At 59.2% G+C, this 18,542-nt stretch carries 17 protein-coding genes and 1 pseudogene; 15 read left to right on the plus strand and 3 right to left on the minus strand.

The annotated features are described in order from the left end of the window. Positions 1-10 precede the first annotated feature (10 nt). From EP837_RS14155 to EP837_RS14165, 3 genes are read left to right on the plus strand one after another with little or no spacing between them, the layout of a single operon-like run. Positions 11-1,258: an acyl-CoA dehydrogenase family protein gene (locus tag EP837_RS14155; RefSeq protein ID WP_066529945.1), complete on the plus strand. Its 1,248-nt coding sequence runs from the start codon at positions 11-13 to the stop codon at positions 1,256-1,258. Beyond that, a complete protein-coding gene (locus tag EP837_RS14160) occupies positions 1,255-2,277 on the plus strand; it encodes a phosphotransferase family protein (protein ID WP_066529948.1) in 1,023 nt (340 codons plus the stop codon). Before EP837_RS14155 ends, EP837_RS14160 begins: the two co-directional genes overlap by 4 nt. 10 nt (positions 2,278-2,287) lie before the next feature. After that, positions 2,288-3,064 (plus strand): SDR family NAD(P)-dependent oxidoreductase, encoded by a 777-nt coding sequence (locus EP837_RS14165; protein ID WP_066529950.1) that lies wholly within the window; start codon positions 2,288-2,290, stop codon positions 3,062-3,064. A gap of 79 nt (positions 3,065-3,143) precedes the next feature. On the opposite strand, the gene EP837_RS14170 is transcribed toward EP837_RS14165, so the two are convergent. After that, positions 3,144-3,560, minus strand: a complete 417-nt coding sequence (locus EP837_RS14170; RefSeq protein WP_066529956.1) for a RidA family protein — start codon at positions 3,558-3,560, stop codon at positions 3,144-3,146. A 13-nt stretch (positions 3,561-3,573) separates the two neighbouring features. After that, positions 3,574-4,416: a phytanoyl-CoA dioxygenase family protein gene (locus EP837_RS14175; RefSeq protein ID WP_066531603.1), complete on the minus strand. Its 843-nt coding sequence runs from the start codon at positions 4,414-4,416 to the stop codon at positions 3,574-3,576. A gap of 112 nt (positions 4,417-4,528) precedes the next feature. Here EP837_RS14175 and EP837_RS14180 point away from each other — a divergent pair, with 112 nt between their 5' ends. From EP837_RS14180 to EP837_RS14230, 12 genes and pseudogenes are all read left to right on the plus strand, one after another. Beyond that, a complete protein-coding gene (locus EP837_RS14180; protein WP_066531604.1) occupies positions 4,529-5,176 on the plus strand; it encodes a TetR/AcrR family transcriptional regulator in 648 nt (215 codons plus the stop codon). 219 nt (positions 5,177-5,395) lie between these two features. After that, a complete protein-coding gene (locus tag EP837_RS14185) occupies positions 5,396-5,857 on the plus strand; it encodes a hypothetical protein (RefSeq protein WP_066529958.1) in 462 nt (153 codons plus the stop codon). 338 nt (positions 5,858-6,195) lie between these two features. Next, positions 6,196-6,592, plus strand: a pseudogene (locus tag EP837_RS20550) (secondary thiamine-phosphate synthase enzyme YjbQ). A 72-nt stretch (positions 6,593-6,664) separates the two neighbouring features. Continuing rightward, the gene (locus EP837_RS14195) at positions 6,665-7,543 is read left to right on the plus strand and encodes a 3'-5' exonuclease (protein ID WP_066529962.1); all 879 of its coding nucleotides are present in this window, start codon (positions 6,665-6,667) and stop codon (positions 7,541-7,543) included. Positions 7,544-7,805: 262 nt separating this feature from the next. Beyond that, positions 7,806-8,201, plus strand: a complete 396-nt coding sequence (locus EP837_RS20555; RefSeq protein ID WP_225870674.1) for a thermonuclease family protein — start codon at positions 7,806-7,808, stop codon at positions 8,199-8,201. 37 nt (positions 8,202-8,238) lie between these two features. Next, on the plus strand, positions 8,239-10,254 hold the full coding sequence (locus EP837_RS14200) for a DUF2075 domain-containing protein (protein WP_066529965.1): 2,016 nt from the start codon (positions 8,239-8,241) through the stop codon (positions 10,252-10,254). Between the two features lie 105 nt (positions 10,255-10,359). Next, the gene (locus tag EP837_RS20560) at positions 10,360-11,490 is read left to right on the plus strand and encodes a DUF429 domain-containing protein (RefSeq protein WP_082919708.1); all 1,131 of its coding nucleotides are present in this window, start codon (positions 10,360-10,362) and stop codon (positions 11,488-11,490) included. 213 nt (positions 11,491-11,703) lie between these two features. Beyond that, the gene (locus EP837_RS14210; RefSeq protein ID WP_066529967.1) at positions 11,704-12,609 is read left to right on the plus strand and encodes a tyrosine-type recombinase/integrase; all 906 of its coding nucleotides are present in this window, start codon (positions 11,704-11,706) and stop codon (positions 12,607-12,609) included. A 3-nt stretch (positions 12,610-12,612) separates the two neighbouring features. Beyond that, on the plus strand, positions 12,613-13,806 hold the full coding sequence (locus EP837_RS14215) for an IS91 family transposase (RefSeq protein ID WP_066529969.1): 1,194 nt from the start codon (positions 12,613-12,615) through the stop codon (positions 13,804-13,806). A 582-nt stretch (positions 13,807-14,388) separates the two neighbouring features. After that, positions 14,389-14,613, plus strand: coding sequence for a type II toxin-antitoxin system ParD family antitoxin (locus EP837_RS14220; RefSeq protein WP_225870651.1), 225 nt, complete (start codon positions 14,389-14,391; stop codon positions 14,611-14,613). Beyond that, positions 14,610-14,939 (plus strand): type II toxin-antitoxin system RelE/ParE family toxin, encoded by a 330-nt coding sequence (locus EP837_RS14225; RefSeq protein WP_066529978.1) that lies wholly within the window; start codon positions 14,610-14,612, stop codon positions 14,937-14,939. The genes EP837_RS14220 and EP837_RS14225 overlap by 4 nt, the downstream gene beginning before the upstream one ends. Before the next feature lie 348 nt (positions 14,940-15,287). Beyond that, positions 15,288-15,965 carry a TMEM175 family protein gene (locus EP837_RS14230; protein WP_197486394.1) on the plus strand — a complete coding sequence of 226 codons (678 nt, stop codon included), beginning with the start codon at positions 15,288-15,290 and terminating at the stop codon, positions 15,963-15,965. A 26-nt stretch (positions 15,966-15,991) separates the two neighbouring features. On the opposite strand, the gene EP837_RS14235 is transcribed toward EP837_RS14230, so the two are convergent. After that, positions 15,992-18,532, minus strand: a complete 2,541-nt coding sequence (locus EP837_RS14235; protein WP_066529980.1) for an excinuclease ABC subunit UvrA — start codon at positions 18,530-18,532, stop codon at positions 15,992-15,994. Between the last annotated feature and the right edge of the window lie 10 nt (positions 18,533-18,542).

The raw sequence follows: 18,542 nt of genomic DNA on the forward strand, positions 1-18,542 counted from the left end.
GATTGCAATCATGGACTTTTCTATCACCGACCGCGAGACCTACTTCCGAGCTCGCGTCCGCAGCTTCATGAACGACGAGGTACGACCGCGGATTGCGGAATGTGCCGCCGAGGTGAACAGCGGTGACCGCTGGGCCGCGCTCCAGACGATCGAACAGCTGAAAGCGAAAGCAAAGGCCGCGGGTTTATGGAATCTGTTCATGCCGCCGTCGGGAGATCGTGCACTGCTCGATGACAGTTTTGCATTCTCGGGCACGCAGCTCAGCAATGTCGAATACGCGCTTTGCGCGGAGGAGATGGGCCGCGTCGCCTGGGCATCCGAGGTGTTCAACTGCTCAGCGCCCGATACGGGCAATATGGAAGTGCTTTACCGTTATGGCACGCGAGTGCAGAAGGATCGTTGGCTAAAGCCGCTGATGGAGGGAGCAATCCGCTCCGCCTTCTTGATGACGGAACCGGAGGTGGCGTCGTCCGATGCCACTAACATCCGCACTTCCATCGTCCGTGACGGCGATCACTATGTCATCAATGGCCGCAAATGGTGGTCCTCCGGCGCAGGTGATCCGCGCTGCAAGGTTGCTATCGTGATGGGCAAGACCAATCCCGAAGCGGAAGCACACAGGCAGCAGGCGATGATTCTCGTCGATCTCGACACGCCTGGCGTCAAAATCGAACGGCTGCTATCGGTTTACGGGTATGACCATGCGCCTCACGGCCACGCTGAAATCACACTGACCGATGTACGCGTTCCAATCGAGCACCTTCTATTGGGTGAAGGGCGAGGATTTGAAATCGCACAGGGGCGGCTTGGACCCGGCCGCATTCATCATTGCATGCGCACCATTGGAGCGGCTGAGGAAGCGCTGCAACTGATGGTGAGCCGGCTCCTTGCAAGAACCGCTTTTGGAAAGCGGATAGCCGATCATTCGCTATGGGAAGAACGGGTCGCCCGGGCGCGCATCGACCTGGAAATGACGCGCCTGCTTTGCCTGAAGGCCGCTGACATGATGGATCGCGCTGGCAATAAGGCAGCAAGAAATGAAATCGCGATGATCAAGGTGCAGGCGCCTCAAATGGCGCTGCGGATTATCGATGATGCGGTGCAAGCGTTTGGAGGTGCCGGCGTCTCAGAAGACTTCACGCTAGCGGCCGAATGGGCGAACATTCGCGCGCTTCGGCTCGCCGATGGCCCGGACGAGGTTCACATTCGTGCGATCGCAAGATCTGAGTTCCGTCGCGTCAAGGATGCCAGCCAATGAGCGACCTCGATGACAAAGCGCTCCGTGTTTGGCTTGCAAGGACGTTGTCAAACTTCGACGGCATAGTGAGCTTCGAGAAGTTCGCGGGCGGCCAGTCCAATCCAACCTACCGCGTCTCTTTATCGACAGGTGCTTACGTATTGCGCCGCAAGCCCTTTGGTCCGCTTTTGCCATCCGCTCATGCGATCGAGAGGGAGTTTCGCCTGCTGTACGCGCTCCATCCGCTCGGCTTCCCTGTCCCACGCCCGATCGCCCTGTGCGAGGACCAGGAGGTCATCGGAGCTGCCTTTTATCTGATGGAAATGATTGAGGGTCGAACCTATTGGAACGGATCGTTGTCGGAGGTGCCCCGTACCGAACGGAAGGCCTATTATGAGGCAATGATCGACACCCTGGCGCAGTTGCATAGCATCGATGTCGGAACGGCTGGGCTGACGGATTTTGGTCGGCCCGGCAACTATTTTGCGCGTCAGGTGGAGCGATGGACAAAGCAATATCGGGCTGCTCAAACTGAGCACATACCCGAAATGGAGAAGCTGATCGATTGGCTTCCCAAAACCATCCCACAGCAGAGTCGCAGTTCAATCATTCATGGCGATTACCGTATCGACAACCTCATCTACGCACCGCAGACGCCGTCTGTATGCGCAGTGCTGGACTGGGAACTCGCCACTATCGGCGATCCTCTGGCCGACTTCGCCTATCTCGCGATGAACTGGATCATGCCCGTTGACGGTCGAGCCGGTCTCTCTGGTCTTGATCTTGAAGCGGAGGGAATACCCTCATTGGATGAAGTGGTCGCCCGATATTGCGCAGCTACCGGGCGAGACACCCTTCCCGACCTAAACTGGTATTTTGCCTATAATCTTTTCCGATTGGCAGGCATCGTACAAGGCATCAAGCGACGTGTCCTCGACGGCAATGCATCGAGCGCGCAAGCCGAAGCCATGGCAGCCAAAGTGATCCCTCTGGCCAGTGCGGCTTGGGCAGAAGCGCTTCGAGCCGGGGCTGGAAACTAAAAGGATTTTTATGAAGCTTTTTGATTTGACCGGCAAAGTCGCGATCATTACCGGATCGTCGCGGGGAATAGGTCGCGCCATTGCTGAAGCTTATGCAGAAGCAGGCGCAAAAGTAGTCATTTCCAGCAGAAAGCAAGGCGCGTGCGATGAGGTGGCTGCCGCCATCAATGAGCGTTATGGAGATGGGCGCGCGTACGCCATGGCGGCAAGCATTTCCGAAAAGTCGGCGCTGCAGGCACTAGTTAGCCGGACCGAACGCCATTTCGGCCAAATTGACCTGCTCGTCTGCAATGCAGCGACTAATCCCTATTACGGCCCTATGGCAGGTATCAGTGACGAACAGTTCCGCAAAATTTTCGAAAACAATGTCTTAGCCAATCATTGGCTGATCGGCATGGTCTCGCCAGGGATGACCGCGCGAAAGGATGGTTCGATCGTCATAGTCTCGTCGATCGGAGGCCTGCTCGGATCCGACGTCATCGGAGCATATAATATCTCGAAAGCGGCCGACTTTCAGTTGGTCCGCAACCTGTCAGTAGAGTTAGGGAAACACAATATACGCGTGAACGCCATTGCTCCTGGCGTCATTCGCACCGACTTTGCCCGCGCCCTTTGGGAAAATCCCGAGGCCGAAGCAGCGCTTCGACACGCGACACCGCTCGGCCGTATTGGAGAACCGGATGAAGTTGCGGGGGCTGCCGTTTTCCTGGCTTCCAAGGCAGGCGCCTACGTCACCGGACAAGCCATCGTCGTAGATGGAGGTTCAACAATCAACGCGCATTCCTGAATTTCGCGGTGAAGTAGTACAACGACGGAGGAGCGCCACACCGAATGTTCGGTGTGGCGCTCCTCCAATATCCCTCACTCTATTCTTTTCCGGAGCCCAGCACGGCTACGGCCCGAATTTCAACCAGCAAGCCGGGAACTGCGAGCTGTGTCACGCCTACCGCCGTCCAGGCTGGATAATTTCTCGCAACATATTCGTCTTTGACGGCCGAGAAGGCCTCGATTTCGCCATGCAGGTCGATGTGAAAGCTGGTCAACTCAACGATGTCCGCCATAGTGGCGCCAGCCTCTTTCAGTATCGACTCTATGGACTGAAACGCGATCCTGGTTTGCGCCACGATCCCATCTGCCGGCTGAAAATTGTTGTTCAGTCCGACTTGTCCGGAAACCCAGATGGAGGATCCCACCTTAACGCCCTGGGAGAAATGGTAGTTGTCGTATAGGATCTCGCTGCCCGCTGGATTAATCAGCTCGCGTTGCAAATTACTCGACGTCATAGCCCCTCCCCCTTCACGCGAGCTGACGAAAGATGGGCGAGCGGAACGGCTCACCCTGCTTCATCTTCGCCATCTCTTCAACAAAGAGGACGCCGTTACGATCATACCCAGATGCGCTCTGCACCGGCAGTTCATCGAAAGTGGCATCATCACCGAAAAACCGGAAAACAATCGTGTGGCGTTCAGGAAATTCCGCATCGACCGGTGCACCGCCATGAAGGCATCTGGGATGAACGAAAAGAACATCTCCCGGCTCCGTTGCCCAAGAGAGAATATCAAAGGCTTTAGGATCTCTCGCGCGAATGGCTTCGATGTCGGGAAGGCGCGGCAGGGCTGGCACTGACTGATGTCCGTGAAGCGGCTCGGTCGGATCTTGAGGATTAAGAAAAGTAGTCCCATCATATCGAATGCCATGATGCGAACCGCGTACGACCTCCAAAGCATTCTTTTTTGGGACCGACTCGAAAGAAATCCAAGTGTTTCCCCAGTGCTGTCCGCCCCAGGGTAGATAGGATGTATCTTGATGCCATGGCGAACGGCCGGGCTTGCCTCCAGACTTCATGAAAACCTCCTCAGCGAACAGCCAAACATGTTCCGAGCCCCAGAGGTCGGCATAAATATTTCCAAATGGCAAAGTTTCTACGAGGGCGTCGATCCTTTCCTTCGCATTGGGGTTGCTGTTATCATTATGCGTCTGATGCTCTGTACCGTCAAAAATATTGAAAGCATGTGGTCCTGGGTTCGCTACCGCCCAGTCGAAGACCTCACGGCACTTGTCGAGTTGTTCCTGATTAAGGCAATTTTTAATGAGGACTGCACCGTCCTCTTGGTAACGTTGGCGCAGGCTGGTTTCCACGGCATTCCACTCCATTGCTGAGATACGACTCCGAATATACCGCACGCAACCATTTTACGCAACAGGCGTTATGTGAATTGCCTTGCTCGAAATATTTGCTAGGGTGGCCGGCATGACCGAACAAAAACACGCATCATATCCGTTGGATTTAGTACCTGAGAGCTTGAATAACGACCTCAATCGAGGTCGCGGGCGCCCGGTTGGTGACCGTGATGCAAAGCGCGTTGAGCTTCTTGACGCGGCAATTTCCGTTATGGCCGAACATGGTTATGCTGGAACGTCGCTCCGCAAAGTTGCTAGCCGTGCAGGATATTCCACCGGAGCAGTGACATATTATTTTGCTAATAAGGAGGCTATGTTCAAAGCTGTAACAGAGCAATTGTTTGACCGATTCGACGTGCTGCTGGAGTCGAATGATCTCCAGGCGACGTTGAAGGTATGGCTAGACTGGACGAGTGTTGATAACGACGTTTGGGCCTCTCTGTTTCAATTATTGTCCATCGCGAGGCACGAACCGGAGATCGCCACGATCTTCTCTACTCGATATCGCTCTTATCGGGAGACGTTCGCCTCGACGCTTGAAATTGGGCAGCGTGAGGGAAACATCCGAAATGATATTCCCGCAGATCTGCTGGCAGATCAAATTACCGCGATGGCCGACGGCTGGATGATTATGCGACCCATAGATCCCGATCGATTCGAGCCGAAACGAGTGGAGCGCTTGCTCAGATCAGTAATGCAGTTGATTTCCCCAATTTAACAGACTGATCCAAGATGGGTTGGCTTCTACATCCTCGTTCATTCGATGCATGGCATCACCGACCTTAAATGGATACGCGATACCGTACGACATCCAAATAATATAATCTCTTATCTTTGGGTCCTCACTTCGATGTTATCAATAAAAGATGATGTTCCGACACGGAGCCTCTTTGGACGACTATCTATCATTGCCGCTCTTCTATTTGCAATCATTGTAATGGCCAATGGCTATTTGGCCAACAATGCAGCTCCGAACGGCATCATCGATCACCAGCTTGCGGGCAGCGCGGAACGCGTGGATGATATTCATGCCTCATGGTCTGCGGCAGGGGTCGATAGTATCGCGACTGCCTCAATGATGATCGATCTGCTGTTTATCGGGGTTTCCGCAAGCGCAGGCGTGCTGGGCGCCAGCCTTATACACACCAGGACAAAGTCCAAGCCACTACTGCACTTCTCCAAATTGATCTGCCTCATGTTCCTAGCCTTTGCGCTGCTGGACTACAGCGAAACAGTTCCGGAGCTTATCCAGCAGATTTGCGGCCACGGCAATGACACATTGGCCATTATTGCTGCGACCGTGCAGCCGATCAAGTTGATCGCCTTTCTTGGAGGAGTTGCGACCCTAGTAATAGCCCTAATCTGGTGTAAAGTTACGAAATTGGATCCCGGGCCATGATGTCGAAATGGCTGTATAGGGATTGTTTTGACCCAGATTGACCTCAACTCTGATTACAGATTGGTGTTCGACCGCGCTGAAATTTCGCTCGAAAACAGCATCGGCATCCCCGAAGGTGATTTTTGATTTTTGCCATTCGCCGCCAACGTCGCATTTTACTGGCTGCTCTCGTCCGCGATGTGCAAAAAATAGTGATGAGTTTTCGATCCGTGCGCCAGGAACGATAGGTTGCCCTGCTCAGCCGATCAAAGCTCGGCATTGACATTAATCATAATTGACGGGCGGCATCGCGGCCACCATCGGAGGCAGAAGCATCATGTGCGGCAACAAAGCACCACATTGACCTTAAAACGTCGGGCCAAGGCCTTTTCGAGATCACCAGCCGGATCATAGACTGGGCTGAGGGCTGCGGCATCCAAGAAGAGCTGCTCACCCTCTTCTGTAGCACACCTCGGCCTCGCTTCTGATCCAGGAGAATGCGGCGCCGCAAGTCCGCACCGATCTGCAAGCCTGGTTTGAACGGGCCGTCCCTGAGGATCCCAACCTCTACGAACATGACGATGAGGGTCTCGACGACATGCCAGAGCGGTCCGCAGCGCCCTCACGTCCGTGCAGCTCTCCATTCCGGTTTTGGGCGGTCGACCTGCCCTTGGGACATGGCAAGGCATCTACTTGTTCGAGCATCGGAGGCGGCCGCATAGACGTTCGATTGTGCTGCACCTCATCGGCGAGTAGCCACTGCTGCACAGGCCGGCCTCCACGTTCGTTCACTTCCATGAGTTTCACGACTATTCTATCAAGCTGACGATGAGCCACCTATCGCTTGATGAGCACGCCCAGGCTGCCGAGATATTGGCGGGGCATTCCGATTATCGCGTGTTGCGCCGACTGGTGCCGTTGACGAAATTTCACTACGGCCCTCCGCTGGGACGCTGCCGCGTCGGCGTGGCGCTGGATGTGGAGACAACAGGCCTTAACCAAGACACCGACCACATCATTGAGCTTGCTGTGCAGCGCTTCCGGTTCGATGAAGCTGGACGTATTATTCAGGTGGGCACCGCACGTGTCTGGCGCGAAGATCCTGGCATTCCCCTGGAGCCGCGGATCACTCAGCTCATAGGCATCAGTGGTGAAGATCTCGCCGGCAAGATGATCGACGAGACGGAAGCCATCGAGATATTAAGCTCTGCTGACATTATCGTGGCGCATAATGCCGCTTTTGATCGCCCGTTCATCGAGAAACGCCTGCCAGCTGTCGCCGACAAACCCTGGGCCTGTTCGATGGCAGAGCTGGATTGGCTGGAGCTTGGCTATGACGGCCGGGCTCTTGCGCACCTGGTCGCCCAGTGTGGCTGGTTCTATGAAGGACATCGCGCGGAGAACGACATATTGGCCCTTCTCTATTTGCTGGCGCAGGGCTTTGCTGATGGCGAGACGATCCTCACTAAGCTTATCGCCTGCTCCGAAAAGCCAACCTACCGAGTGAACGCGATTGACGCGCCATTCGATGCCAAGGACCGCCTCAAAGCGCGGGGCTACCGTTGGGACGGGGCACTGCGCTTCTGGTGGAAAGAAATTCCCGAATGTGATCGTGAAGCCGAACAATTTTGGCTGCTGAGCGATGTCTATGCGGGTTTTGGCGAACCGGCGTTCCTGCCCGTCAGCGCGGATCAACGCTACCGCTAGCCAAACCTCGATCAGCGGCCCGGCATGTCATCTGAGTCCAAGCAGCATGCCTTGTCCGCACTCGCGGGTGCGGCGCTCAGATCTTGATTAGCAGGGCAATTCAGAACAATAGAGTTCAATGGGGGATGTTCTAAAATATCGCCGCCGACGGCGACGTGACCTGTGGCGCAGGGGCGTCGCTAGGAAGCGCGAGGTCATGCGCTCCCCCACCCTCCTCCTCATCGGCATTGGGCTGGCGATCGGAGCTTCATCAGGTCTGGGGATGTTGAACTGGTCCGGTCTGTCGTCGTCCAGGACCATCCCAACATCATCTGTGCGCTTCGGCCTTTGCCACGTCGGTGGCGGGACCAATTGCGTGGTCGATGGCGATACCTTCTGGTTCAACGGCGAGCGCGTTCGGGTTGCCGACATAGATGCGCCCGAAACACATCCTCCACGATGTCCCGCTGAAGCAGACCTTGGCAACCGCGCAACAGAACGTCTTCACGAACTGCTGAACGCCGGCCCCTTTACCGTGCACGCAGCCTCGTGGCGAGACCAGGACCGATATGGCCGCAAGCTACGGGTTGTGGAGAGAGATGGAAGATCACTGGGATCTCAGCTCGTGAGCGAAGGGCTAGCACGACCGTGGACCGGATCCCGCCAGCCGTGGTGCTGATCGCCCTTGCTACCCCCGCTGCCGCCGGAGCCGAACCATGAAACGCGCTTATTATCATGGCTCGGCTATCGAGCTGCAGAAAGCTGATCCGCTCGCCATCCTGGGCGCCCTTACCGAAAATCTGCCCTTCGCGGTCGACCCGATGCAGCGACAGGCCTGGGTATTCCAGATCAGCCATTTGAAGGCCATCGCGGCAGGGTTGCCGGATAGCCATTTCTTTTTCGAATTCATGATCCCGCGTATGGGCAGACGCGCGGACGTTGTCCTCCTCTACCGCGGACTGGTCTTCGTCTTGGAGTATAAGGTTGGGGAACGCGGCTTCGGTCGCGGTGCAGTTGACCAGGTCCTTGGCTACGGCCTTGACCTTAAGAATTTTCACGAGACCAGCCATGACGCTCGGATCGTACCGATCGTGGTAGCGACGGACGCCACAGACACGCTGAGCCGCACGGAATGGGGCGCAGACAATGTCATGCGCCCGCTATTGTCGAACGCTGCCGGGCTTCTTACGAAGATCCACGCCGTCGCCACCCACTTTGGCGGGCCAGGGCTCGATCCCACTCAATGGTTAGCCGGCCGCTATAAGCCCACGCCTACAATCATCGAAGCTGCACAGGCACTTTACCGCGGTCACAATGTCGAGGAGATTTCACGCTCCGAGGCAGGCGCTGAAAATCTTTCCACCACCTCCGACTACATCTCATCGGTCGTGGAAGGCGCCAAGCGGCACAAGCGCAAGGCCATCTGCTTTGTCACAGGGGTTCCAGGCTCGGGGAAAACGCTTGCGGGGCTGAGTATCGCGAATAGCCGAATGCGGGCCCATGAGGATGAACATGCTGTGTTTCTCTCCGGCAACGGCCCTCTCGTTGACGTGCTGCGGGAGGCGCTGACGCAGGACACGCTCGAACGGCATCAGTCATTGCCAAGATCCGAGCGTCCCTCGCGAGCATCAGAATATCAAAAATCCTGTGCGTTCATTCAAAACATCCACCATTTCCGGGATGATAATCTGGAGGGAAATGAGCCACCTGTCGAGAAGGTGGTGGTCTTCGATGAAGCCCAGCGCGCATGGGGTGAAGAGCAGACCAGCCAGTTCATGCGGCAGAAGCGGGGACAAAGTGGCTTCGCCATGTCGGAGCCCCGCTTCCTCCTGTCAGTCATGGATCGGCATGAGGACTGGTGCACCGTCATATGTCTCATTGGCGGAGGCCAAGAGATCAACACGGGTGAAGCCGGGTTGGCAGAGTGGGTTGATGCCCTGGCCCAACATTTCCCGCATTGGGAGGTGCACCTACCAGAACAGATACTTGGCCGTGAATATCTACTGGCTGGCCGAGGTGAGGACGCTATTGGCGCGATCGCTCCGATAAAGGCAGGCGCCCTGCATCTGTCCGTATCGCTCCGCTCGTTCCGCGCTGAAAAGCTGTCGGAGTTTATTGGCGCGATTATCGACGGCGACAGCTCGCGCGCTCGGGCGCTGCTAAACCAGCTACCCGGCTATCCCATTGTTCTTACGCGGGACCTTAGCGCGGCTCGTGCATGGCTTAGGGAGCGCGCGCGCGCAAATGAGCGTATGGGCCTGCTCGCCTCCTCCAACGCGCTTCGCCTGAAGGCCGAGGGGATTTTCGTCAAAGCTAAGGTCGAGCCGCCGGTCTGGTTCTTGGCGCCGCAAAGTGACGTCCGATCCTCCAACATGCTGGAGGACGTGGCCACAGAATTTGATGTTCAGGGTCTGGAGCTGGATTGGGCCTGCTTATGCTGGGACGCCAACCTGCGATGGAGCCCTGACGGCTGGAGCAGCATGGCATTCAAGGGAACGAAGTGGCAGCAGATCAATGATCCTGAACGCCGATCCTATCTCCTGAATGCATATCGGGTTCTTCTTACCCGGGCCCGGCAGGGCCTCGTCATTTTTGTGCCTGAAGGCGATCCGGTCGACCCTACGCGAGATCCACTTTTCTACGACAGCAGCTTTGACTTCCTACGCGAATGTGGAGTTCCATTGATTGACGCGCATAAGGCAGAAGAGCCACTAAGCGTGGCGGGAGGCTGACAGAGCGCGCGCATCAGTCGCTTCAACCATCGAACAGCAACTTCTGAGAGATCTCCTCCACTATCGAACGCTGCACTAGCGTCGGCCAAACAGAACGGATGACATATGTATTTGGGGATCGATTTCTCGGGAGGCTCAGCGCCATGGAAAAAGCGTTGCTCTAGGCCAACTGTGTGGATTGCGACCTTGAATGATGCGAACAAGCCTCACCTCATTGACGTGCGGCCGGTTCAGCAGCTGCCGGGCGAAGGTGAGCCGTTCCACAGGTTGATCGCGCTGCTTCGCACTGGAGAATATACCGCAGCCGCCATTGACGCCCCATTTTCCATCCCCGCCGAGAATTTGCCGACCGGGGGCCACTCCGCACTGCTGAGCTGCGTCTCGGGCCTACCGCCTGCACCGGATAGGCCTTTTCCCTCGGGGGCGGCGCTCGTCGAACTGGCACAGAGTTTCAGCCCTTTGGGCGAGCGGAAGAAGCCGTATCGCGAAACCGAACGGCGATGGACCGCCCGCGGCGTCAACACCCGTTCGACACTCTGGAATGGCCCTCGTGGCGGCGCGCCGTTCGCGGCCGCTTGCCTTTCGCTACTCACCCAAGCGGGCCGTCCGATTTGGCCTTGGAAAAGTGGCCCCGGCATGCTGGTCGAAGCGTTCCCCGCCGCGCAGCTTCGCGCCTGGGGGTTGCCTCACGGCGGCTACAGCAAACCGGAACAGCGCAATGTGCGCGAGCAAATTGTTGATGGCCTCAAAAATCGCCTCGAGTTTTCGACCGAGCAGCGGCTGACCTTCCTTGATGTTCCCGATGCACTCGATGCTGTGATCGCAGCTTTCGCTGCGATTGCTGCTTCGCAAGGCGGCCCACCTGCTGCCTTTCCTGCCGATGGACTTATTGCTGTGCTGGACGACCGTAATGTTCCCGTTCACGCAGAGAAGAATTTGGAGGAGCCCGAACTCTTCGAGGAATTACTTTCCCATCCTGACGTGCGCATCGAACGGATCATTTCGCGAGGCCATGTTACCCCGCCCGATGAGCCCTACGTCCAAAACTGGGACGAATGGGTGATGGTTCTTTCAGGTACCGCCACGCTGTCACTCGTGGGAGTGGGCCGCAGGACCCTGCAATCTGGCGAGCACCTCCTGATCCCTGCAGGAGTTGCTCACTTTGTGACCCACACCGACGATCCCACCATCTGGCTTGCGATCCACATCGGCAACTCTAAGCATGTGTCCAGCTAAGCGCCGCATTCGGAGACCCAACGTAGCGACGCGTGCGATAAGGAATAACCATTCGACTCACGTGAGCTAATTGACCATGCGTGATTTGGCCGTAGCACTAACCCGCTCCGCGGGAGGGTCGCGAGCTGCGATGTAGTGCGGTAAATATAGGCCTTTGGCGGCGGGAGGTTGCCGTCTGAGCCTGGAAGTTCCTTCAGCGAAGAGGAACTTGCCATGACTATCGTGAACAGCACCTCCATCAGCCCGCTCCGTCAGCGGCTGATCGATGACATGAACATGCGCCATTTCGGGCGGGATACACAGCGCAACTATCTTCGCGATGTGGCGCGGTTCGCATCTTGGCTGGGTCGCCCGCCGGACAAGGCAACAGGAGAAGATCTGCGCCGTTTTCAGATCGAACAGAGCGACGCGGGCATGGCGGCACCGACTATGAACAGCATCGTTTCCGCGCTGCGCTTCTTTTTCACCTTCACGCTCGATCGCCCTGACCTGGCACGCAAGCTCTACCGCATAAAGCATCCTCGCAAGTTGCCCGTCGTGCTCAGTCGTGAGGAAGTTGCTCGCCTGTTGAACGCGACAACCTGCCTCAAGCATCAAGCGGCCCTGTCGGTGGCCTATGGGGCGGGCCTGCGGGTAGCTGAGGTGTCGATGCTCAAGGTCCGCGACGTGGACAGCGAACGCATGCTGCTGCGGGTTGAGCGCGGCAAGGGCGGACAATATCGTAATGCCATGCTTTCGGACGACCTCCTCGGCCTCTTGCGCCAATGGTGGAAGGTTGGATACCGGCAGGGCGAGCTCCATCGCGATGGGTGGCTATTTCCCGGGCAGCATTATCTCAAGCCGATCAGCACGCGGCAGCTGCATCGCGTCGTCGTCGAAGCAGCCCAGGCCGCCAGCATCACGAAGCGCGTAGGGCCGCATACCCTGCGGCATAGCTTCGCCACTCACCTGTTGGAAGATGGGATTGATATCCGGATCATCCAGACGTTGCTGGGCCACGCTAAGCTGGACAACACCGCCTTCTACACCAAGGTTGCGACACGAACGATCCGCGCGGTGACCAGCCCCCTCGACAAGCTGGCGATGTTCATCCCGGGAGCGGGAACGCCAGACGGTTGAGAGGTGCACGCCTCCCTTGAGGTCGCGGACATCTTCCGCGCCGCAGGTCCGGCCTATCGTTCGACCCACGCCGGCCATCTGAGCCTGCATCAACTCAAAGTGATGTCAGCGATCGAGAACTGCCGCACCGCCGCCTTGGGCGGTCACATCGAGGCATGCGAAGACTGCGGCCATTGGCGGATCGCCTATAACAGCTGCCGCAACCGGCATTGTCCTAAATGTCAGGGTGCCGCAGCGCGAACCTGGCTGGCAGAGCGGGAAGCCGACCTGCTTCCAGTCGGCTATTTCCACGTCGTCTTCACAATGCCCGCCGAAGTGGCTGATATCGCCTTCTACAACAAGGCGCTGGTCTATGATCTGCTGTTCAAGGCAGCGTCGGAGACGATGCTGACTATCGCCGCCGATCCCAAACATCTGGGCGCTCGGATCGGGATCACCGCCGTGCTGCACAGCTGGGGTTCGGCAATGACCCATCATCCGCATGTCCACATGATCGTGCCGGGGGGTGGACTTGCCATGGACGAGAGGCGGCGGATCGCTTCTCGTCCAGCCTTTCTCTTGCCGGTTCGCGTCTTGAGCAAGCTGTTCCGCCGCCTGTTCCTAGCTCGACTGACGACTCTATATGATGCCGGGCGCCTCGACTTCTTCGGCTCGGTGGCCAGCCTTGCCAAACGAGGAGCCTTCCTGCGTCATCTGGCCCCAGTCAGGAAGAAGCCATGGGTGGTCTATGCCAAGCCGCTCTTTGCCGGACCTGAGGCGGTCCTTGCCTATCTGTCGCGCTACACCCACCGCGTCGCCATCTCGAACAGCCGGCTGATCCGCTTTGATGATGCGGGTGTCACCTTCCGTTACAAGGACTATCGCCGCGACGGGGCCAAACGGCAGAAGGTCATGACGCTTGCAGCCGACGAGTTCATTCGCCGCTTCCTGCTTCATGTCCTGCCGCGCGGGTTCCACCGCATCCGTCACTACGGCTTCCTGGCCAGTTCATCACGCAAGGACAGCCTTGCCCTGGCCCGCAAGCTGCTCAACGTTCCAGCCCCACTCCCTCAGGAAAGCGGCGAAGATCCTGCCGATCCACTGCCGCCCTGTCCCTATTGCGGCGGCCGAATGATCATCACCGAGACGTTCGAGCGCTGGCGGCAGCCCCGAGCACCGCCGATCCACCACGGCATGATCCGGGAGTTTACGTCATGAGCCGGCATGACATCGTGTTCCAACCTCCTACGACCAACAGGTCCCGGGCGCTCCCCACGCTTGTCCTTTGGGCCAGTATCATGCCGATCGGCTACAGCTTCATCACCACCGGGCGCGCAAAACCTGACAGATCACCGCTCATCAACTTTCGACCCGCATCGGCCCGGCACCGCTCTGTCCTCGCCACTGCCACGCCGGTTTCCAGCCAAGCGGTGAAATACCCATAGGCCAGCGCTTCGTGCCCGCGGGTTCGTGCTTCGGGGACTTTCGTACGCCTACCGGCGCCCGAAACTCTCCACGGGAGCCGACGTCGCGCGGACGGCGGCTATACAGGCATCCCGGCTCTGAAGCGGACATTCGCCCAACGGCCAGCGCGGGCTCTGAAAAATGAGAAAGCGGACCATCCAAATCTAGGGATCGAAAATCGACGACCGAGCGGCCGATAAGGGTCGGTATGCACAGGGTCTTGAGCTGCCCGGCACAAACCACGTTGTTGTTGCTCGCTGACACGGCTGGCCCGTAGCTGGCGGCACGACCTTGCCAAATTTTGCCAAACTGCATATGTAGGCAGCCATGAGCACGATGAACATTTCATTGCCTGACACGCTCAAGGCGTTCGTTGACGAACAGGTCGCTGGGCGCGGCTACGGCACGAGCAGCGAATATGTGCGAGAGCTAATCCGCAAGGACCAGGATCGCCAGCGGCTGCGTCGGTTGTTGCTTGACGGCGCTGAATCGGCGCCGGGCGCTCCGGCGGACGAAGTTTATTTCGAGGGGCTACGCGCGCGGGCTCGTCGCACGGCATGACTGTGAAGCGGGTCGTTCCGCGCAACCAGGCTCATCGCGATGTCACAGGCGCCATCGACCATTATGTGAGCGAGGCCGGACCGGACATTGCGCTCGGCCTTGTTGAAGGTCTCGAAGCGATCTACCGTGCGATAGCGGAGCATCCCGGCATCGGCTCGCCGCGCTACGCGCATGAGCTGAACCTGCCGGGTCTGCGACATCGCCGGCTCGCCCGTTTTCCATGGCTCGTCTTCTACGTCGAACGAGACGACCATATCGACGTATGGCGCGTGATTGATGCGCGCCGTGACATTCCGGCTTGGCTCGACGATCCATACGAGAATTAGCGCACCCCGGAGATATGTCACATGACTGTCACGCTGGAGTATCCAGAACGGAATAGCCGCAGGTCAGGTTCTGGGTACGCAAAATTCAACGTTGAACGACCGGGAAGGGTCGATCGTGGCGGCGACACTTGGGACATTCCTGCCCTTCGCCGGCGATCTACCGAACGTCGGATCCTGTTGTCAGGAGCGGACATCCGGCGTCTGCGCGACTGGCCGAGATAACGACAGAAAGTGGAAAGCGAACCAGCCGCTTTCGACAAGCTTAATTCAACAAGCAGACGCTAAATAGGGCTCGGTGCAGGGCCGATGGCAACCTTGCGAGGAGCCTGGCGCTGGGAGCACATGGTCATGCGCAACCACGCGACGCACGGCGCCGAGCGTGGGCTCAAGCGCTTCGAGGGATTCAGCGACGCGGTTTTCGCGATCGCTTTGACCTTGCTGATTGTTGAAATCAAGGTCCCAGGGTCTCCAGACGGCCCGAATAACTACAGCAATCTGGCAAGCGCCATGGCTGAGCAATGGCGCGAACACCTCGCGCTGCTCGTCTGCTATGGCGTGATCGGCGTTTACTGCATGCAGCATCATTATTCCGGACGCATCTACGCCAGGAGCGATCACTGGTTCGGCGCGCTCAATCTCCTTTTTCTGCTGGCGATCATCGTCATTCCTTATCCGGTCCGCGCGTGGTGCTTTCACATCGGCACGCCGCTCGAACCCTGCGCGGCGATAGCCCTGGTCGCCGGCCTTACCCTCACGTCCTGCACCTGGATGGGCAAGTGGTTCTACGGAATGTCGGGTCGCCGGCTGATGGACGAACGGCTCTCGCCCGATTTCATCCGGCAGATGACGCGCCGCTACGGCCTTGCGACCCTGGTTCAGATCGCCGCGATCCCGGTGACGGTCTCGGCGCCGCGCGTCGGGGTGGCCATCGCCATGCTGTGTCTCGCCTTCTTCCTGCTTCCCCAGCCCAAACCGCGCTACACACCCGGCCAGGAGCCGGTCGCTGAAGAGATGGCGGACGATTAACCGGGGCGAGGTCGAGGTGCCGAGGCTCAGGTGGCCACGGCGACCGGTCGTTCGCCGAGCGCGCGATAGAGATAGGGCGCGGTGCGGCTTTCGGGGCAGGCGGAGACATTCGTCGGCGGGCCGCTGGCGACGATCCGCCCGCCCTCATCGCCGGCGCCGGGCCCGATGTCGATCACCCAGTCGCTCGCCGCCGCCACCTTCATGTCGTGATCGACTAGGACGACGCTGTTGCCGGCGTCGACCAGGGCTTGGAGCTGGCCGAGCGGACGCTCGACATCGGTCGGGTGGAGGCCGGTGGTCGGTTCATCGAGCACATAGAGCGCGCCGCCGCGCTGCGCGCGCTGCAACTCGGTTGCGAGCTTCACCCGTTGCGCCTCACCGCCCGAGAACTCGGTGGCGGGCTGTCCGAGGCGGAGATAGTTAAGCCCGACCTCGCGAAGCACCTTGAGCGACCGGCAGACATTGGGCGCGTCGTCGAAGAACTCCCAAGCCCCCTCGACCGTGAGCGCGAGTATCTCGGCGACGGTCTTGCCGCGATAGCGTATCTCGAGCGTCTTGGGGTCGTAGCGGGTCCCGTGACAGGTCGGGCACGGGGCATAGACGCTCGGCAGGAAGAGCAATTCCACCATCACGAAGCCCTCTCCCTCGCAGCGCGGGCAGCGGCCCTTCGCGACGTTGAACGAGAAGCGGCCGGCATCGTAACGGCGCTTCCTGGCTTCGGGCGTCGCGGCGAACAGGGCGCGGACATGGTCGAACAGGCCGGTATAGGTTGCGAGGTTGGAGCGCGGGGTGCGGCCGATCGGCTTCTGGTCGACCTCGATCAGCCGCCTGATCCCTTCGAGCCCGCCGACGATGCGGCCCTCGGTGGCGCCGGCGGGCCGCTCCTCGAGCGCGGCTTCGGCATCGTCCGCGGCCGCGCCCGGGGCGCCGAGGGCAGCGGCGATGAGCTCGACCAGCGCCTGGCTGACCAGGCTTGATTTGCCCGACCCCGAGATACCGGTGACCGTGGTCATCACGCCGAGCGGGATCGCGCAGTCGACCTGCTTCAGATTATTGCGCGAGACACCCTCCATCCGCAGCCAGCCGGCAGGCTCGCGCGCCCGGCTCGGCATCCCGCTGCCTTCGTCGAACAAATGGCGCCGTGTCTCCGACGCCGCGACCGCGCGCAGGCCCTCGATCGGGCCACTGTAGAGAATCTCCCCGCCGTGCTCACCGGCGGCAGGACCAACATCGACGATCCAGTCGGCGCGGCGGACGACGTCCATTTCGTGCTCGACCACGAACAGCGAATTTCCGACCGCCTTCAAGCCTTCGAGCGCGCGGAGCAGCGCCTCCGTATCAGCCGGGTGGAGCCCGGCGGACGGCTCGTCCATTACATAGACGACCCCGAACAGGTTCGAGACGACCTGGGTAGCAAGGCGCAGCCGTTGCAGCTCACCCGGCGACAGGGTCGGCGTGCTGCGCTCCAGCGTCAAATAGCCGAGGCCGAGGTCTAGCAGAACCGACAGCCGGCGGCACAGATCGCTCGCAATATGCTCGACGACCAGGGCCTTCTCCGGATGCGTCTTGCGCAGCGCGCTGAGCTTGCCGGCCTTCGCCTCGGCATAAGGTGCAAAGATTTTCGAGAAGCGAGCCATCGGCAAGTGGCTCATCTCGGCGAGGTCTAGGCCCTCGAAGCGGACCGACAAGGACTCCCGCCGCAGCCTCTTGCCGTCGCAAACCGGGCAGAGCCGAGCGATCATGAAGCGCGCGGCGCGCTTCTTCATCATCGAGCTCTGTGTGGTGGCATAGCTATGGGTGACATGGCGTTTCGCGCTCGAGAAGGTGCCCATATAGGCCGGTTCGGTTTTGCGCCGGATCGCGCGCTGGATCTGGTCATGGCTCCACCCGGGATAGACCGGGACCTGGGGCTGCTCCTCGGTGAACAGGATCCAGTTGCGCACCTTCTTCGGCAGGTCCCGCCACGGCGTGTCGACATCGACGCCGAGGCTGATCAGGATGTCGCGCAGATTCTGGCCGCCCCATGCCATCGGCCAGGCGGCAACCGCTCGCTCGCGGATCGACTTCGAAGGATCGGGCACCATCGAGGCCTCGGTGACCTCGTGGATCCGGCCGAGGCCGTGGCAACGCGGGCATGCGCCTTCAAGCGTGTTGGGCGAGAAGGCTTCGGCCTCGAGATGGGCTTGACCCCGCGGATAGTCGCCAGCGCGCGAGTAGAGCATTCGCAGCAGGTTGGAGAGGGTGGTAACGCTGCCGACCGACGATCGGGTCGTCGGCGATCCGCGCTGCTGCTGCAACGCTACCGCGGGCGGTAGGCCCTCTATCTGGTCCACCTCGGGTACCTCCATCTGGTGGAACAGGCGGCGCGCATAAGGCGAGACCGATTCCAAATAGCGGCGCTGCGCCTCGGCATAGAGGGTGGAGAAAGCGAGCGACGACTTGCCCGATCCCGATACGCCGGTGAACACGACCAGAGCGTCGCGCGGTATATCGACATCTACGTTCTTGAGATTGTGCTCGCGCGCGCCGCGTACGCGGACGAAACCGGGGGCCTTGGTATCCCGCATGCGAACCTCC

It is taken from the genome of Sphingobium sp. EP60837 (assembly GCF_001658005.1).
Lineage (GTDB): Bacteria > Pseudomonadota > Alphaproteobacteria > Sphingomonadales > Sphingomonadaceae > Sphingobium > Sphingobium tyrosinilyticum.

Coding starts and splice junctions, on each gene's coding strand:
- EP837_RS20555 (WP_225870674.1), top strand. CDS start 7,806: ATGTTGAACTGGTCCGGTCTGTCGTCGTCCAGGACCATCCCAACATCA.
- EP837_RS20560 (WP_082919708.1), top strand. CDS start 10,360: ATGTATTTGGGGATCGATTTCTCGGGAGGCTCAGCGCCATGGAAAAAG.
- EP837_RS14210 (WP_066529967.1), top strand. CDS start 11,704: ATGACTATCGTGAACAGCACCTCCATCAGCCCGCTCCGTCAGCGGCTG.
- EP837_RS14225 (WP_066529978.1), top strand. CDS start 14,610: ATGACTGTGAAGCGGGTCGTTCCGCGCAACCAGGCTCATCGCGATGTC.
- EP837_RS14160 (WP_066529948.1), top strand. CDS start 1,255: ATGAGCGACCTCGATGACAAAGCGCTCCGTGTTTGGCTTGCAAGGACG.
- EP837_RS14220 (WP_225870651.1), top strand. CDS start 14,389: ATGAACATTTCATTGCCTGACACGCTCAAGGCGTTCGTTGACGAACAG.
- EP837_RS14230 (WP_197486394.1), top strand. CDS start 15,288: ATGCGCAACCACGCGACGCACGGCGCCGAGCGTGGGCTCAAGCGCTTC.
- EP837_RS14180 (WP_066531604.1), top strand. CDS start 4,529: ATGACCGAACAAAAACACGCATCATATCCGTTGGATTTAGTACCTGAG.
- EP837_RS14170 (WP_066529956.1), bottom strand. CDS start 3,560: ATGACGTCGAGTAATTTGCAACGCGAGCTGATTAATCCAGCGGGCAGC.
- EP837_RS14155 (WP_066529945.1), top strand. CDS start 11: ATGGACTTTTCTATCACCGACCGCGAGACCTACTTCCGAGCTCGCGTC.
- EP837_RS14195 (WP_066529962.1), top strand. CDS start 6,665: ATGAGCCACCTATCGCTTGATGAGCACGCCCAGGCTGCCGAGATATTG.
- EP837_RS14200 (WP_066529965.1), top strand. CDS start 8,239: ATGAAACGCGCTTATTATCATGGCTCGGCTATCGAGCTGCAGAAAGCT.
- EP837_RS14235 (WP_066529980.1), bottom strand. CDS start 18,532: ATGCGGGATACCAAGGCCCCCGGTTTCGTCCGCGTACGCGGCGCGCGC.
- EP837_RS14165 (WP_066529950.1), top strand. CDS start 2,288: ATGAAGCTTTTTGATTTGACCGGCAAAGTCGCGATCATTACCGGATCG.
- EP837_RS14185 (WP_066529958.1), top strand. CDS start 5,396: ATGGCCAATGGCTATTTGGCCAACAATGCAGCTCCGAACGGCATCATC.